Consider the following 15,468-nt stretch of genomic DNA (forward strand, 5'->3'; position numbering starts at 1 on the left):
GGGGTTAGCCGGTGATCTTCTTCCATTCGTCGAAGAAGCCCGGGAATGATTTGCCGACGCAGGCCGGATTGTCAAGGGAGACCTTTATTCCGGCCAGCTCGAACAGGGACATGGACATGGCCAGCCTATGGTCGTTGTAGGTCTTGAACTCGATCTCGCGGCCGCGCGGCAGGGCGGTGGGCCGGATGACCAGCGAATCGTCGGTGGTCTCGGTTTCGCACCCGGTGCGGGCCACTTCGGCGGCGCAGGCGGCCAGCCGGTCCGTCTCCTTGATGCGCAGATGGGCCACGTTGGTGATGGTCGTCGGCGACGAGGCGAAGGCGGCCACGGCGGACACGGTGGGCACCAGGTCCGGGCAGCGGCCCATGTCGACCTCCACGCCGCGCAGCCTGCCGGGCTGGACCAGGATGCCGTCGAAGTTGACCTTGATGGTCGCCCCCATCTGGCTGAGGATGTCCATGATCGCCCGGTCGCCCTGGAGCGAATCGGCGGCCAGCCCCTTGATCATCACCGGGCGGGGCCCCACGGCCCCGGCGGCCAGGAAATAGCTGGCGTTGGACCAGTCGCCCTCCACCGCGTAGCCGGTGTTCTGGTACCCGGTGGGCTGGACGATGAACCGGACGTGGCCCGGGGTCACGTGCTTGATGGACCGCCAGGGCACACCCTTCCACTCCTTGCCTTCGAGAATCTCCACGGAAAAGCCCGCCTTGAAATCCTCCATGATCCGCAGGGTCAGGGCCACGTACGGCCAGGACACGGCCTTCTTGCCGGTCACGGTGATGGTGACCTCATGGTCGGCCATGGGTGCGCCCAGGAGCAGGCCGGACAGGTACTGGCTGCTCTCCTCCAGGGTGATCTCCACGGACTTCTTTTTGTACCCGTTCGCGGTCATGACAAAGGGCAGGAAGCCCTGCTCGCCCTCGAAGTCGAATTTGGTTCCCAGGCCGGACAGGGCGGTGGTCAGCTCGGCCATGGGGCGCTCGTGCATGCGCGGCGCGCCATGGACCCGGAAGGTCCCCTTGCCCGCGGCGGCCACGGCGGTCATCAGGCGGCAGGTGGTCCCGGACTCGTGCATGAACAGTTCGTGCGGGGTCTCGTCCTTGTGCTTGCCGTCCGCGTTGCCCCCCTTGGGGCCGTCCGCCATGCCCGTGACCACGAGCTTGCCGTCCTTTTCCTCGATGGACGCGCCGCAGGCCTCAAGGCAGCCCCGGGTGCGGGTGATGTCGTCGGAGTCCAGGGCCGAGGAGACCTCGGACACCCCGTCGGCCAGGGCGGCCGCGATCAGGGTGCGGTGGGACAGGGACTTGCTGGCGGGGGCGTTGATGATGATCGGGTCCTTGGTCATTGCAGTTCCTCCTGGGTGGGGTAGGTGCCGAGCACGCGCAGGGTCAGGCATTGTTCACGGATATCTTCCAGCACGTCCTCGTACCGGCCGCCGCCCAGGTCGCAGGCCAGGTCGGCGAAAAAGACGTATTTCCACTTCTCGCCCCGGAAGGGACGGGATTCGAGCTTGGTCACGTTGATGCCCTGGTGGGCCAGGGTGGTCAGCACCCGGGCCAGCGCGCCCGGGCGGTTGGGCGTGGTGAACAGGATCGAGGTCTTGTCGCGCCTGTCCTCCTGGGACGGGGCCGAGCCGATGATCACGAAGCGGGTCCAGTTGTCCGGCAGGTCCTCGATGGATTCGGCCAGCACGTTCATGCCGTGCATGTCCGCCAGCTTGCGGTGGCCGATCACGGCGGCGGATTTCTTGCCCGCCACCACCTCGGCGGCCTCGGCCGTGGACTCCATGGGGATGGTCGGCACGTCGCGCAGGTTGGCATGCAGCCACTCGCGGCACTGGCCCAGCGGCTGCGGGTGGGAGTAGATGACCTCCACGTCCTCCACCTTTTGGGCGTGGGAGATGAGGCAGTGGCTGATGCGGCTGAAGACCTCGGCCTGGATGTAGACCTTGTATTTCATGAACAGGTCCACCACCTGGCCCACCGTGCCCTCGATGGAGTTCTCCAGCGGGATGACGCCCAGTTCGGCCCCTTCCTCGGCCACGGCCCGGAAAATCTCCTCGAAGTTGGACTTGGGCGTCAGCGAGGCGGACGAACCCATGTGCTCGATGGCCGCGAAATAGGAAAAGGTGCCCTCGGGCCCGAGGTAGACCACGCGCTCGGGCCGTTGCAGATGGCGCGACGAGCTCATGATCTCGCGGTAGATGGTCCGCAGGTGCTTGTCCGGCAGCGGGCCGGGCGAGGAGTTGGCGATTTTGTCCATGACCTCCTGCTCGCGGAACGGCTTGTAGATGGCCTCGCCCTTGGCCGCCTTGTAGCGGCCCACGCTCAAGGACACCTCGGCCCGCTTGTTCAGCAGGTCCACGATCCGCTTGTCGAGTTCGTCGATGGATTCGCGCAGTTCCCCGAGATCGGGGATGTCGTTCTGGTCTTTCTTGTCAGCCATGATATCTCCAGGGAAGGCCTCCGGCGGCGCCTCGCCGGCGGGGCGTCTCCGACGGCCGGGAACCCTTTGAAAAGGGTTCCCGGACCCTCCTAAACTTTTTGTCGCGCCTTCGGCGGGGCCGTTCGAGCGCGGTGGTTTTCGCTCATCTTATTATTGTCATGCTTCATTGACCACATTTTCTCAACCCCCACCCCGCGAAGCGGCGAAAAAAAGTTTAGGAAGGGAAAGGGGATGGGGGGGGCCGGGGGAAGGGGAAAGGGAAAGCCCTTTTCAAAGGGTTTCCCTTTCCCCTTTCCCCTTCCCCCGGGAGCGCCGCAGGCGCTACCCTTCCTTGATGTCTTCCTTGATGCGCATGCCGAAGTGGCGTCCGGCCTCGTCGGTGCGCACGAGGATCTTGTCCCCGACCTTGAGGGTGACCACGGACACGGGTTCGCCCTTGTCCGAGACCACGCGGATGGTCTCGGCGTTTTGCAGGAACACCTGGCCGGTCTTCACGCCGCTTGCGGTCTTGACCTCGGCGGAGATCAGCAGCATGGGCCGGACCTCCACCTTGACGCGCCCCACGGTGGCCAGGGAGGTGGCCCCGTCCGCGCCCACGATGAGCACGTCCGTGCCCGCGGAGAGTTCTTCGAGATAGGTGGTCTTGTCGCCGGGCATCTGGGCGTAGGCGTGGACCGCGCCCGCGTTGACCCGGAAGGGCCGCGCGGCCACGTACGGGTTGGATTCGGTCTCGGCGTGGACCAGGAAGGAGAAGGCGCTGGAGTTGCCGATGAGCATGCCCTGGCCCTTCTTCAGCATGGAGATGGTGTCCACGCAGACGCGGTGGCCCAGGCCGGTGGCTTCGATGGCGGTGACGGTGGCGGTGGAGAGTTCCATGGTTCCCTGCGAGAGTTTGAGTTCGGCGACGATCCGCTTCAGGTCGGCGGCTCCCTCGGGCAGGACCACGATGGTGTCGCAGCCCCGCTCCAGGATGCCTGCCGCCAACAGGGCCCGGTCCAGGGATTCGCATTCCAGGGCCAGGCTGTCCACCTGGGCCAGGATGTTCTCCACCGGGATGATCTCCCAGCCCTTCTTGAGGACCACGTCCTTGCCCGCCTGGATGGCCTTGACGGCCACGTCCTCGTCGGCCTTCTTGGTCAGCTCGACCACGGGCATGTCCTCGGGGGTGATGACGGTCACGCGGCCCAGCGCCCGGACGGCGTCCGCCTTGTCCTTCTCGACCATGACGGCATCCACGCCGGATTCGAGCGCCAGGGTGATCAGGGTCTTGTCGAAGGGGACGGATTTGAAGATGACTTTTTTCATGGCGGTTCCGCTATGCGTTGAGATGGTTGAGGGCGGCCTCGACGGATTCGTCGCCGTGGACGATCATGTTCAGGGCCTGCACCAGGCGGGTGGGGTTCTCGTGCTGGAAGACGTTGCGGCCCACGGACAGGCCCGCGCCGCCAGCTTCCAGGGAATCGTGGACCATCTGGAGGAAGGCCTCGGTGCTGTCCAGCTTGGGGCCGCCCGCGATGACCACCGGGATGCAGCAGGCGTCGCACACGCGGGCGAAGGTCTCCTTGTCGCCGGTGTAGTTGACCTTGACCACGTCCGCGCCCAGCTCGGTGCCCACGCGGGCGCAATGGGCCACGACCTCGGGGTCGTACTCGTTCTTCACCTTGGGGCCGCGCGCGTAGACCATGGCCAGGAGCGGGATGCCCCAGTTGGAGGCCTCGGAGGACATCTTGCCGAAATCGCCCAGCATGGCGGCCTCGGTCTCGTCGCCGAGGTTGCAGTGGATGGACACGGCGTCCGCGCCCAGGCGGATGGCGTCCTCCACCGAGGCGACCAGCGACTTGGCGTTGGGGAAGGGCGAGAGGGTGGTGGAGGCGGACAGGTGGACGATGAGCCCGATGTCCTTGCCCTGGGCGCGATGGCCGCAGCGGACCAGCCCCTTGTGCTCGATGACGGCGTTGGCCCCGCCGTCCACGACCCGGCCCACGGCCTCGCGCATGTCGACCAGTCCGTCGATGGGACCGACGGTCACGCCGTGGTCCATGGGGACCACGATGGTCCGGCCCGTGTTGCGGTTGAAGATGCGCTCCAACCTGATGGCTTTACCGATGTGCATGTTCTCTCTCCTTTGAAGTTGTTTGCCTCAAGGAGCCGACTTGTGGTCGGCGGCCGGGAAAAAAAACAAGGGCCGCCGGCTTTCGCCTGCGGCCCTTGAAGAAGTTCTTGCTATCCTGTGATCCACCAAAAGGTTACACAGCACCTCTTCCAAGCCCGCAGGCGCGGCTAAACCAATACCAAAAATAAAAGTTGGAAAAGTATGCGTTGGAAACGATGGTGGAGTTCATGGCTAATAGGGCTACACTCTCCGGGCAGTACTGTCAACTAAAACATTTGTCACGATTTCGAGGAGATAGCGCATATTACATTATATTCTTGCGACCGGCGGTCACTTTTAGTGGTTTTTGACAATTTTTTACATATTGACAATTTTGATGTAATTTTCACCCTGCAAAAATGTACTTTATCACAAAAATGAAAAATTATGGCCTCGTAAAACAGGGTTGAAAGGGCGATTTTACGCCAATAGCAATAGAAACCATGATTGGCACGACTCTTGATAAGGGATGGACAGGTTAGAAACGCATTCCATTCAAAGAGGAGTACTGCAATGTTTTCGAGAAAGTCCCCGACCCATGTTTCCAAGAGGCTCGCCATAGGCGCGGCCGCTTTGGCAGCAGCCCTGGCCCCCACCTTTGCCTACGCCCAGGACGTGGAGGTCCTCACCCAGTCCAACGCCAACATTCTGTGGACGCTGATCGCCGCCTGTCTCGTCATGATCATGCAGGCCGGTTTCGCCTGCGTCGAGTGCGGTTTCACCCGCGCCAAATCCGCCGGTAACATCATGATGAAGAACTTCCTGGACTTCGCCGCCGGGTCGATCGTCTTCTTCCTGTTCGGTTTCGGCATCATGTTCGGCCTGGACGCCGGCGGCTTCATGGGCACCTCCGGTTTCGCCCTGGGGGGCGTGGCCGAAGGCGACATGATGTGGACCTACACCTTCTGGTTCTTCCAGTCCGTGTTCGCCGCCACCGCCGCCACCATCGTTTCGGGCGGCATGGCCGAGCGCACCAAGTTCGGCAGCTATGTCGTCGTCTCCATCGTTATTTCCGGTCTGATCTACCCCATCTCCGGTCACTGGGCCTGGGGTTCCCTGTGGCTGGGCGATGACGGCGCCGGTTGGCTGGAAGCCCTGGGCTTCTGCGACTTTGCCGGTTCCTCCGTCGTCCACTCCGTCGGCGGCTGGATCGCCCTGGCCGGCGCCCTGGTGCTCGGCCCGCGCATCGGCAAGTACTCCGAGGACGGCAAGGCCAAGGCCATCCCGGGCCACAACATCCCGCTGGCCGGTCTGGGCGTCTTCATCCTCTGGTTCGGCTGGTTCGGCTTCAACCCCGGTTCCACCACCACCGCCGACGACACCATCGGCCTGATCGCCATGAACACCTCCCTGGCCGCCTGCGGCGGTACCCTGGGCGCCATGGTCTTCTCCTGGTTCCGTTTCGGCAAGCCTGACATCTCCATGACCATGAACGGCGCTCTGGCCGGTCTGGTCGGCATCACCGCGCCCTGCGCCACCGTCACCCCCGGCCCGTCCATCATCATCGGCCTGGTCGCCGGTGTGCTGGTCGTCCTGTCCATCGAGTTCATCGACAAGGTTCTCAAGATCGACGACCCGGTCGGCGCGTCTTCCGTCCACGGCGTCTGCGGTGCCTGGGGCACCATCGCCTGCGGCCTGTTCAACGTCGACGGCGGCCTGTTCTACGGCGGCGGCATGGGCCAGCTCGGCGTGCAGCTGATCGGCGTGGGCGTGTTCTTCGTCTGGGCCTTCGGCGCCGGCTTCATCCTCATGAACATCGTCAAGGGTGTCTTCGGCATCCGCGTCACCAAGGAAGAGGAACTCAAGGGTCTGGATATCGCCGAGCACGGTTCCGAGTCCTACAACGGCTTCCAGCTCTTCAGTAACGAGTAGTCGAAGCGTAACCAGAGATCATTCAAGGAGAATATAAAATGAAGCTCATCATAGCATACATCAGGCCCGAAAAGCTCAATGACGTGAAGCAGGCCCTTTACGCCAAGGAGATCTACTCCCTGTCCGTGACCAACATCCTGGGCTCGGGCCGCCAGAAAGGGTTCACCGAAACCTACCGCGGCGTGCAGATGGAAGTGAACCTGCTCAAGAAGGTCCGCCTCGAGATCGGCGTCAACGACGACTTCGAGCAGAAGGCCATCGACGCCATCCTGTCCTCCGGCCAGACCGGCTCCGAAGGCGACGGCGTGATCTTCGTCTCCGAGCTGACCAAGGCCCTGCGCATCAGGACCGGCGAGGACGGCATTCTCTAGAACGGATTGCGAACGCATATAAGCGCCGGGGCGGCGTCGACCACCGCCGCCCCGGCCTTATGACCCCGGTCCAGGCACTCGGATGATAAACGTAACGGCCGACAGGCAAGGTATTTCAGTGTTGACCGCAGTGCCGGACATACAAAAGATCATTGAAAATCGTTCGCTGATCACGCACTTCCAGCCCCAGGTCTCGCTCAAGAGAAAGGCGGTCGTCGGGCTGGAGGCGCTGAGCAGAGGGTTTGACCCCCAAAGCGGAGAAATCATACCTCCAACCCTGCTGTTCGAGCAGGCCCGGGACAAGGCATCCCGGCTCGCCCTGGACCGGGCCTGCCGAACCAACGCGGCGGAATCCTTCGCCGCCCTTCACAGAAGAGACAAGAGCCTGATGCTTTCCATGAACATCGACGCCTCCTGCATCAACGAGGAGACGCGCGGCTCCAGCCACGTACTCAATCTGGTCACCCGCTGCGGCATCAGCCCGAGCAACGTGATCATCGAGATCATCGAATCCCGGTGCGAGGACATGGACGCCCTCATGGCCTTCGTCAATTTCTACCGGGAAAATGACTTCCTCATCGCGCTCGACGACGTGGGCGCGGGCTTCTCCAACCTCGACCGCATCCCCCTGCTCAAGCCCGACGTCATCAAGCTGGACCGCACGCTGATCAGCGACGTGGACAAGCACTTCCACAAGCTCGAGGTGGTCCGCAGCTTCGTCCAGATGTCCAACCGCCTCGGCTGCCTGGTCCTGGCCGAGGGCGTGGAGACCGCCGAGGAGGCCATGTGCCTGCTCTCCAACGGGGTGGACGTGTTCCAGGGGTTCTATTTCGCCCGGCCCGCCCCCGGGCTGGATGCGGTGCCCGGCATGGCGGGCAAGGTCGACGCCCTGGCTGAGCGCCACCGGGAGAACCGCACCCAGCAGATAGCGGACGACAAGCGGCTGTACTCCAGCTACGACCTGACCGTGCTGACCATGTGCCAGGAGCTGGCCGAGACCCTGGCCAAGGACATGGGCCAGGCCTTGGCCAAATTCGTGGATACCTACGACAGCGTGGAGTGCCTCTACGTCCTGGACATGCGCGGCAGCCAGATCACCGACACCGTGTGCGACCCGGTCCGTCTCAAGACCTGCAAGCGATTCCTCTACGAACCGGCAGAAGTGGGCGCGGACCACTCTCTCAAGGAATATTTCCTGCCCATCCAGGCCGGGCTGGAGAAGTTCACCACCCGGCCGTACATCTCGCTCGCCTCGGGCAACCTGTGCATCACCATTTCCCATATGTTTTATCATAAGAGCAGCGGCCGTCACCGCATCCTGTGCGTTGACATGTCACGGGCCTAAGAGGGAGGCCCCCGATAGGGTTAGGCCGCAACGCTCAATGGAAAACCGCCCGGTTCGGCATATGCCGGACCGGGCGGTTTGTCTTTTGCGGGAGCTGCGGAACTAGATCTTGCAGGCGGTGCGCAGATCGTCCACGGCGTCGGTGGCTTCCCAGGTGAACTCGGGCAGCTCGCGGCCGAAGTGGCCGTAGTTGGTGGTCTTCTGGAAGATGGGGCGGCGCAGCTTGAGGCGCTCCTGGATGAAGTAGGGGCGCATGTCGAAGACCTCGGTCACGGCCTTGGTCAGCTGCTCGTCCGAGACCTGGCCGGTGCCGCGCGAGCAGACCACCACGGAAACGGGCTCGGCCACGCCGATGGCGTAGGCGATCTGGACCTCGCACATGTCGGCCAGACCGGCGGCGACCACGTTCTTGGCCACGTAGCGGGCCATGTACGCGCCGGAGCGGTCCACCTTGGACGGGTCCTTGCCCGAGAAGGCGCCGCCGCCGTGCGCGCCTGCGCCGCCGTAGGTGTCGTTGATGATCTTTCGACCGGTCAGGCCGCAGTCGCCGACCGGGCCGCCGATGACGAACCGGCCGGTGGGGTTGATGTAGGTCTTGAGGGTGTCGTCGATCAGCTCCTCGGGCAGGGTGTGCATGATGACTTCCTTGAGGATCGCCTCCTTCAGGTCGGAGTAGGCGATGTTCTCGTCATGCTGGGAGGAGACGACAACGTTGTCGATGCGTACGGGCTTGCCGTTGTCGAACTGCACGCAGACCTGGGTCTTGCCGTCCGGGCGCAGGAAATCGAGGATGCCCTCCTTGCGCACGTAGGTCAGGCGGCGGGACAGCTTGTGGGCGTAGTAGATCGGGGTCGGCATGAGGGTGGGGGTCTCGTTGGTGGCGAAACCGAACATCATGCCCTGGTCGCCCGCGCCCTGGTCCTCGGGTTTAACCCGGTCCACGCCCTGGGCGATGTCCGGGGACTGCTTGTCGATGGACGAGATGACCGCGCAGGTCTGCCAGTCGAAGCCCATGGTGTCGGAGCTGTTGTAGCCGATGTCCTTGATGGTGTTGCGGACGATGTCCGGGAAGTCGGCGAAAGCGGTGGTGGAGATCTCACCGGCGATGAAGGCCATGCCGGTGGTCACCAGGGTCTCGCAGGCCACGCGGGCGTTTGCGTCCTGGCCGATGATGGCGTCCAGGATGGCGTCGGAAATCTGGTCGGCCACCTTGTCGGGGTGGCCTTCGGTCACGGACTCGGAAGTGAAAAGGTATTTGCCTTCAATCTGCATCTGGCCCTCCTTCAGGGATGCTGCTTGATGTCGCCTAGAAATCCGGGTTGATGAGCTCGCACTCGAGGATTTCGTCGACGGTATTGTTCTTGCCTGCGATGACGACCCTGGGTTTGCGGGTCTTCGCTTCGTTTTCGTCCAGCCACATGTATGCGGCGATGATCACGCGCTGGCCGACGCCGCCCTTGTGCGCGGCGGCCCCGTTCAGGCAGATCTCGCCCGGTTGGCCGGGGATGGCGTAGGTGGTCAGCCGCTCCCCGTTGTCCAGGTTGTACACGTCCACCTGTTCGTAAGGCAGCAGTCCCACCGTCTTCATCAGCTTGGTGTCTATGGAAATGCTGCCCCGGTACTCCAGGTTCGCGCAGGTAATGGTCGCGCCATGAATTTTGGCGCTCAGAAAACATCTTTGAGCCACGGGTCTTAAACCTCTATCAGTAGATTATCTATCAGCCGGGCCTTGCCCATGCGCACGGCCACGGCGGCCAGCGCGGACCGGGCAATGGTCCTCAGCGGTGAAATTTCGTCCGGGTCCACGATCTCGATGTAGTCCACCTGGCCCATGGGCAGGGCGGCGGCGTACTCGTCGGCCAAGAATCGCTTCAGGGCGGCGCAGTCGCGCTCTCCGCCCTTGGCCTTGTCCGCGAGTTTGAGCAGCCCCTTGCGGATGTTCGGGGCCGCACTGCGCTCGGTCTCGGTCAGGTAGGCGTTGCGGGAGCTTAAGGCCAGGCCGTCCTCCTCGCGCACGATGGGGTGCCCGATGAGCTTGACCGGGATGTTCAGGTCGCGGACCATGCGGCGCAGGATGGCGAACTGCTGCCAGTCCTTTTCGCCGAACACGGCGACCTCGGCCTGGGTCAGCATGAACAGCTTGGTGACCACGGTGCACACGCCCCGGAAATGGATGGGCCGGGTGGCGCCGCACAGGTTCTCGCCCAGACGGGGGACCTCCACCCAGGTGGCGTGGTTGTCCGCGTACATGGCGCCGGGTTCGGGCGCGAAAATCAGGTCCACGCCGTGGGCCTCGGCCTTGGCGCGGTCGCTCTCGAAGTCGCGGGGGTAGCTGTCCAGGTCCTCGTTCTCGCCGAACTGGGCCGGGTTGACGAAGACCGAGACCACGAGACGGTCGCACTCGGGCCGCGCCCGGTCTATGAGGGAGGTGTGGCCGTTGTGCAGGTAGCCCATGGTCGGCACAAGGCCGATGGAGTGACCCTGCTTGCGCCAGGCAAGGCACTGGCGCTGCAATTCTGTCGGATCGGTGATGATTTTCATGATTCGCCTCGAAGCTTGGTTGAACACCTGACAGATTTACCCGGGGGAGTCAAACAAAATGTTTATATCTGGATGTATTGATATAGTTTGGCGGCAATGTGGAGGATCGGTCCGTTTTCGGGCGGAAAAACGGGAGTTGTCGCGGACCATTACCCAAAGTTTTGTTTGAGAAAAAACGGGCCTCGTTGTACCGTGCCGCATTATGAGGACAAATAAGGACATCTTCTCGGACAGGGCCGTGTCGCTCACTCCCCAGGAGTTGATCGATTTCGAACACACCATCAAGGATTGCATGGCTGAGTTCGTTCCCTTCACCTCCTACAGCCTGTTCTTTCCCAGGGAGAAGTCGGCCGAAATTCCGGAGCCCGAGTTTCGGGCCGAGGACCGCGAGTTGATCCTGCCCCTGGTCTTCAAGGGCGAGATGATGTGTTACTTCATCGCCAAGGGCGTGCGCCTCAAGGCCCCGGCCACGGCCCCGAAGTACCTCATGGCCCTGGCCGCGTCCGTGCTCGAGAAGCTGGCCCTGTACAAGAAGGCGGTCACCGATCCGCTGACCGGCCTGTATTCGCGCAATTTCTTCTTCGAGGAGCTGGAGCAGGCCATCGACCAGGTGCAGGGGTGCCTGGCCACGGGTTCCTGCCGGTCCGGGGTGGAGGCCCGTGAGCCCGAGATGGCCTTTTCCGGGACCTTCGGGGTCATCTTCCTCGACCTCGACACCTTCCAGCCCGTCAACGAGCGCTACGGCTACCTCAAGGGCGACGACATCCTGGGCGAGGTCGGGCGGCTGCTGAGCCTGGTCTGCCCCAAATACACCACCGTGGCGCGTTTCGCCAACGACAAGTTCGCCATCCTGGTGCCCGACGCCAAGCCCCACGCCTGCTTCCAGTTGTCCGAGGTCATCCGTTCGGGCTTGAGCAAGCTCTCCTTCACCGACGACATCACCAACGACACCATCTCGGTCACCGGCAGCCTGGGCTACGTCTGCTACCCCCAGGGGCTGGAGGGCGCGCAGTTCCGGCGCACCCCGTCCGAGCAGGCGCGCATGATCGTGCGCAAGGCCCGCAAGGGCGTGGCCGTGGCCAAGGACCAGGGGCGCAACCGGGTCTTCGGCTACGCCGACATCCTGTCCAAGGGCGGCAGGGTGCTCGAAACCCTGCCCATGAACCGCATGGTCGTATCCCTCGGCGAGGCGTCCGGGGCCAAGGTGGGCCAGCGGTTCCTGGTCCGTTCGCCCAAGTCCGGCGGCATCGCCTCGGCCGCCCTGACCGAGGACGAGCGCATCTCCGGCCGCTATCCGGCCATGTACAAGGGCGAGGTGGTCCTGGTCGAGGTCCAGGACGACATCGCCTTTGCCGAGGCCCTGCACCTGGGCGACGCGGCCTGGTCCGTGGAGCCCGGCGACCGACTGAATCTTATCGAGGGCGACGAAAGCCTGTTCTCGCCCGAGCAGGAAATAAAGGACGATACCATGCCGAGCCACGACGGCGCGACACAACTTCTGCGATACGGCGAATTCGTCTCCTGGTTCGCCAAGGCCCGGCTCACGCCCGAGTCCTTCGGCCTGTCCCTCATCCGCATCCTGGACCAGCCCGAGGAGAACGACCGCTACCAGGACGGCATGGACCACATGGCCCGCGACGTGGCCCGCATCGCGCGGGGCGTGTTCGGCGACGCGGCCACCGGCGGCCGGTTCGGCCTCAACGGCATGATCTTCTTCACCGAGGGCGTGGACCGGCAGACCCTCCTGGACCGCACCCTGGAGCTCGAACGGGCCGTTGCCCGCAACCTCGGCCTCAAGCTCTCCGTGGGCTCGGCGCGCTATCCGTTCCTGAATTTCGACCGGGCCGACATGCTCGAAAACTGTCGCAAGGCCCTGGAGCACGCCCTGCTTCTGCCCGACCCGCGCGTGGCCGTGTTCGACTCCATCTCGCTCAACCTGTCCGCCGACCGCAAGTTCATGGACGGCGACATCTACGGGGCCATCGAGGAGTTCAAGCTGGCCCTGCTCGACGACGAGAACAACCTCCTGGCCCGCAACTCGCTCGGCATCTGCTACGCCCAGCTGGGTCGGTTCGAGGAGGCCCGCCACGAATTCGAGCGGGTGGTGGAGCTCGACAAGAAGGACGTCCTCGCTCTGTACAACCTGGGCTGGGCCAACCATCGCCTGGGCGACCTCAAGTCCGCCGAAAAGGCCTACCGCCAGTGCCTCAAGGCCGAGCCCGGCCATGTCTACTCGCTGATGCGCCTGGGCTCCATCGAGGAAAAGGCCAACCATCTCAAGAAGGCCGCCAATCTCTACAAGAAGGCCGCCGAACAGCCCGGCGGCGAGCGCATGGTCCTGCGGCCGCTCGCCCGCGTGGCCTACCGCCAGGGTGACATCGAGGGTACCCGCGAATATCTGCACCTGGCCCTGAACGCCGACCACAACGACCACCAGGCCATGCACATGCTCTCCAAGCTCTATCTCGATCAGGGCGAGGACCCGCAGATCGCCGAGGTCCTTGCCCGCCAGTCCTCGGCCCTGGCCCCGGGCGTGCCCGCCTACTGGGAAACCCTGGTCGAGGCCCTCGAAGCACAGGGCAAGGGCGAAGAAGCCGCCATCGTCGCCGCTCGCGCGGCCAATTAGCCTGGGTCGCTTCCTGTTTTCCGGGGCCTGGCTCCCGGCCTCAGCGCACCGTGCACGGCACGGTGCGCTTTATTTTGACCCGTCAGTCAATTTGGAGCCAGTTTATAATGGACTGGTTTTGCCTCTAGCATCATGCTCTCCGTGACGCAGATTCTAATTGTCTGTATTTTATGTTTATTTTTGTTTTTTTTGGGTGAATTGTCAAGGGATTCTAGAGCGATCTGGTATGATTTCGAGGAGATGCAGATGTTTACTTGGATCACAAAAAGTCTGGCCCGGGCCATCATGTTGCCGTGCATAGCGGCAATCGTGATCGGGATCGTGGCGCTGATCTATTTCGTTAATTATTCAACCTATGAGATGGCCCTGCAGAGTGCGACAGGCAAGGCCGATACCCAGGCGCGGAGCATCGCGGACGCCCTGCACCTGTTCATCGAGGACAATATGACGGCCACCACGACCCTGGCCGGCATGGCCGTGATAAGAGGGGGGCTGCAGGGGGACTCGGAAAAGGCAGAGGCATTCATCAAACAGTACACGCGCGATAACGACAACCTGCAGGGCGCGGGTGTGTACGATCTGAACGGGAAGATTCTTGCGGGAGCAAATTCCCAAGGGGTTTCCATGAGCGGGCTGGACCTGTCCCAACGGGAGTACGTGAAGGCCGTGATCTCCAGCGGGCAGCCGCATATTTCCAGCGGCGTTTTCAAGGTCAAGGGGGGCGAGTCCCTGATCTTCGCCTTGAGCGCGCCCGTGCACGGAGAGAACGGTGAGCTCCTCGGCGGCGTGGCTGTATACTGCGACTGGAACCGTTTCTGCAAAACATTCGTCGATTCTGTGACCATTGGCGAGCGCGGGTACGGCTTTGTCCTGAACGCCAAGGGGTTGATCGTCTATCACCCCAAGGACCGGTCCCTGATCATGCAGGACTTCAACCGTCATGCATTCATCAAACGGGCCTTGGCCATGAAGAACGGCGAATTCCGCTATCAGTGGCAGGGAGCGGACAAAGTCATGGCCTTTCACGACGATCCCGGGACCGGATGGATCGTGTGTATGTCGGCCAACGAGGCGGACCTTGCCGCCGGGGCCATCCACCAGGCCTGGATTCTGTCCTGGATCGGCCTGGCGCTCGTTCTCCTGGTCATCGTTCTGATCGGTTTTTTCCTCAGGCGGCTGATCATCAAGCCGGTGGGCGACGGCATGGTCCTGGCCGCCGATATGTCCCGGGGTGACCTGGTCAAGGATATCGGCAGCGATTCGCCCAACGAGCTCGGCAATCTCATGCGCTCCCTCGGGAGCATGGTCGTGGCCCTCAGGAACGTGGTCCACGACGTCAAGAACGCGGCCGAGAACGTGGCCACTGGCAGCAACGAGATCGCTTCTTCATCCACGCACTTGAGCGAGAGCGCCTCGGAGCAGGCCTCGGCCGTGACCGAGATCACCGTATCCATGGAAGTCATGACCAGCCGGATCCATGAGAACATGGAGACAGCCCAGGAGACCGAGAACACTGCGGCCCGGACAGGTGAGCACGCCCGAAAGGGCGGCGCGGCCGTCCGGCAGACTCTGGAGGCCATGCAGGACATCGCCCAGCGGACGTCAATCATCGAGGAGATTGCCCGCCAGACCAACCTGCTCGCCCTGAACGCGGCTATCGAGGCCGCCCGCGCGGGTGAGCACGGCAAGGGGTTCGCCGTGGTGGCCGCCGAGGTCCGAAAGCTGGCCGAGCGATCCGGCGTGGCAGCGGCGGAGATCGGCGACCTGACCGGCAACAGCCTGAGCGTGGCCGAACACGCGGAGAGCATGCTCGAAAAGGTGGTCGCCGGCGTACAGCACAACGAGGAGCTGGCGCGAAGGGTGGCTGCGGCCAATAAGGAGCAGTATGCCTCGGTAGAAGAGGTGGCTTCGGCCATCAAGCAGCTCGAGGCAGAGACCCAGCGCAGCGCGGCCTTCTCCGAGGAGTTGGCCGCTACGTCCGAGGAGTTGTCCGGCCAGGCGACCCAGCTGCAGGAGGCCATGGAGTTCTTCCGGGTGGACCAGGATGCACGCGCGGTCTCCGCTTCGATCGGGGGGCGGGCCGTACGCTCGCTTCCTGAGTAGACGCAGGCCCGGC

The 15,468-nt window shown here is 63.3% G+C and carries 12 protein-coding genes; 5 read left to right on the plus strand and 7 right to left on the minus strand.

Going from position 1 to position 15,468, the window contains the following annotated elements:
- Positions 1-4 precede the first annotated feature (4 nt).
- The 4 genes from aroA to ACR42D_RS05170 form a co-directional block, all read right to left on the minus strand.
- On the minus strand, positions 5-1,345 hold the full coding sequence (gene aroA / locus ACR42D_RS05155; RefSeq protein ID WP_484565794.1) for a 3-phosphoshikimate 1-carboxyvinyltransferase: 1,341 nt from the start codon (positions 1,343-1,345) through the stop codon (positions 5-7).
- A complete protein-coding gene (gene pheA / locus ACR42D_RS05160) occupies positions 1,342-2,445 on the minus strand; it encodes a prephenate dehydratase (protein WP_484565795.1) in 1,104 nt (367 codons plus the stop codon). Before pheA ends, aroA begins: the two co-directional genes overlap by 4 nt.
- A gap of 321 nt (positions 2,446-2,766) precedes the next feature.
- Positions 2,767-3,750 carry a 3-dehydroquinate synthase II family protein gene (locus ACR42D_RS05165; protein ID WP_484565796.1) on the minus strand — a complete coding sequence of 328 codons (984 nt, stop codon included), beginning with the start codon at positions 3,748-3,750 and terminating at the stop codon, positions 2,767-2,769.
- Positions 3,751-3,760: 10 nt separating this feature from the next.
- Positions 3,761-4,558, minus strand: a complete 798-nt coding sequence (locus ACR42D_RS05170) for a 2-amino-3,7-dideoxy-D-threo-hept-6-ulosonate synthase (protein WP_484565797.1) — start codon at positions 4,556-4,558, stop codon at positions 3,761-3,763.
- A 552-nt stretch (positions 4,559-5,110) separates the two neighbouring features.
- On the opposite strand from ACR42D_RS05170, the gene ACR42D_RS05175 reads away from it, so the two are divergent.
- From ACR42D_RS05175 to ACR42D_RS05185, 3 genes are all read left to right on the plus strand, one after another.
- Entirely contained in the window at positions 5,111-6,469 is a 1,359-nt protein-coding gene (locus ACR42D_RS05175) for an ammonium transporter (RefSeq protein ID WP_484565798.1), read from the plus strand.
- Between the two features lie 38 nt (positions 6,470-6,507).
- Positions 6,508-6,840, plus strand: coding sequence for a P-II family nitrogen regulator (locus ACR42D_RS05180; RefSeq protein ID WP_484565799.1), 333 nt, complete (start codon positions 6,508-6,510; stop codon positions 6,838-6,840).
- Between the two features lie 118 nt (positions 6,841-6,958).
- Positions 6,959-8,185: an EAL domain-containing protein gene (locus ACR42D_RS05185; protein WP_484565800.1), complete on the plus strand. Its 1,227-nt coding sequence runs from the start codon at positions 6,959-6,961 to the stop codon at positions 8,183-8,185.
- A 102-nt stretch (positions 8,186-8,287) separates the two neighbouring features.
- Here the strand turns inward: ACR42D_RS05185 and metK are convergent, their stop codons facing one another.
- The 3 genes from metK to panC are packed head-to-tail and all read right to left on the minus strand — an operon-like array spanning position 8,288 to position 10,726.
- Entirely contained in the window at positions 8,288-9,457 is a 1,170-nt protein-coding gene (gene metK, locus ACR42D_RS05190) for a methionine adenosyltransferase (RefSeq protein WP_484565801.1), read from the minus strand.
- Between the two features lie 34 nt (positions 9,458-9,491).
- Entirely contained in the window at positions 9,492-9,872 is a 381-nt protein-coding gene (gene panD, locus ACR42D_RS05195) for an aspartate 1-decarboxylase (RefSeq protein WP_338669840.1), read from the minus strand.
- A gap of 5 nt (positions 9,873-9,877) precedes the next feature.
- Positions 9,878-10,726 (minus strand): pantoate--beta-alanine ligase, encoded by an 849-nt coding sequence (gene panC, locus ACR42D_RS05200; RefSeq protein WP_484565802.1) that lies wholly within the window; start codon positions 10,724-10,726, stop codon positions 9,878-9,880.
- Positions 10,727-10,928: 202 nt separating this feature from the next.
- Between panC and ACR42D_RS05205 the strand changes: the two genes are divergently transcribed.
- Entirely contained in the window at positions 10,929-13,352 is a 2,424-nt protein-coding gene (locus ACR42D_RS05205; protein WP_484565803.1) for a tetratricopeptide repeat-containing diguanylate cyclase, read from the plus strand.
- A gap of 246 nt (positions 13,353-13,598) precedes the next feature.
- Complete coding sequence (locus ACR42D_RS05210; protein ID WP_484565804.1) at positions 13,599-15,455, plus strand: methyl-accepting chemotaxis protein; 1,857 nt, start codon at positions 13,599-13,601, stop codon at positions 15,453-15,455.
- Positions 15,456-15,468 lie beyond the last annotated feature (13 nt).

It is taken from the genome of Pseudodesulfovibrio sp. lm2024, from assembly GCF_051175575.1.
In the GTDB taxonomy this organism is placed as follows: domain Bacteria; phylum Desulfobacterota; class Desulfovibrionia; order Desulfovibrionales; family Desulfovibrionaceae; genus Pseudodesulfovibrio; species Pseudodesulfovibrio caledoniensis.

What these genes read in the sequence shown, in the direction of transcription:
- aroA (WP_484565794.1), bottom strand. Translation starts at nt 1,345, where the DNA reads ATGACCAAGGACCCGATCATCATCAACGCCCCCGCCAGCAAGTCCCTG.
- pheA (WP_484565795.1), bottom strand. Translation starts at nt 2,445, where the DNA reads ATGGCTGACAAGAAAGACCAGAACGACATCCCCGATCTCGGGGAACTG.
- ACR42D_RS05165 (WP_484565796.1), bottom strand. Translation starts at nt 3,750, where the DNA reads ATGAAAAAAGTCATCTTCAAATCCGTCCCCTTCGACAAGACCCTGATC.
- ACR42D_RS05170 (WP_484565797.1), bottom strand. Translation starts at nt 4,558, where the DNA reads ATGCACATCGGTAAAGCCATCAGGTTGGAGCGCATCTTCAACCGCAAC.
- ACR42D_RS05175 (WP_484565798.1), top strand. Translation starts at nt 5,111, where the DNA reads ATGTTTTCGAGAAAGTCCCCGACCCATGTTTCCAAGAGGCTCGCCATA.
- ACR42D_RS05180 (WP_484565799.1), top strand. Translation starts at nt 6,508, where the DNA reads ATGAAGCTCATCATAGCATACATCAGGCCCGAAAAGCTCAATGACGTG.
- metK (WP_484565801.1), bottom strand. Translation starts at nt 9,457, where the DNA reads ATGCAGATTGAAGGCAAATACCTTTTCACTTCCGAGTCCGTGACCGAA.
- panC (WP_484565802.1), bottom strand. Translation starts at nt 10,726, where the DNA reads ATGAAAATCATCACCGATCCGACAGAATTGCAGCGCCAGTGCCTTGCC.
- ACR42D_RS05205 (WP_484565803.1), top strand. Translation starts at nt 10,929, where the DNA reads ATGAGGACAAATAAGGACATCTTCTCGGACAGGGCCGTGTCGCTCACT.
- ACR42D_RS05210 (WP_484565804.1), top strand. Translation starts at nt 13,599, where the DNA reads ATGTTTACTTGGATCACAAAAAGTCTGGCCCGGGCCATCATGTTGCCG.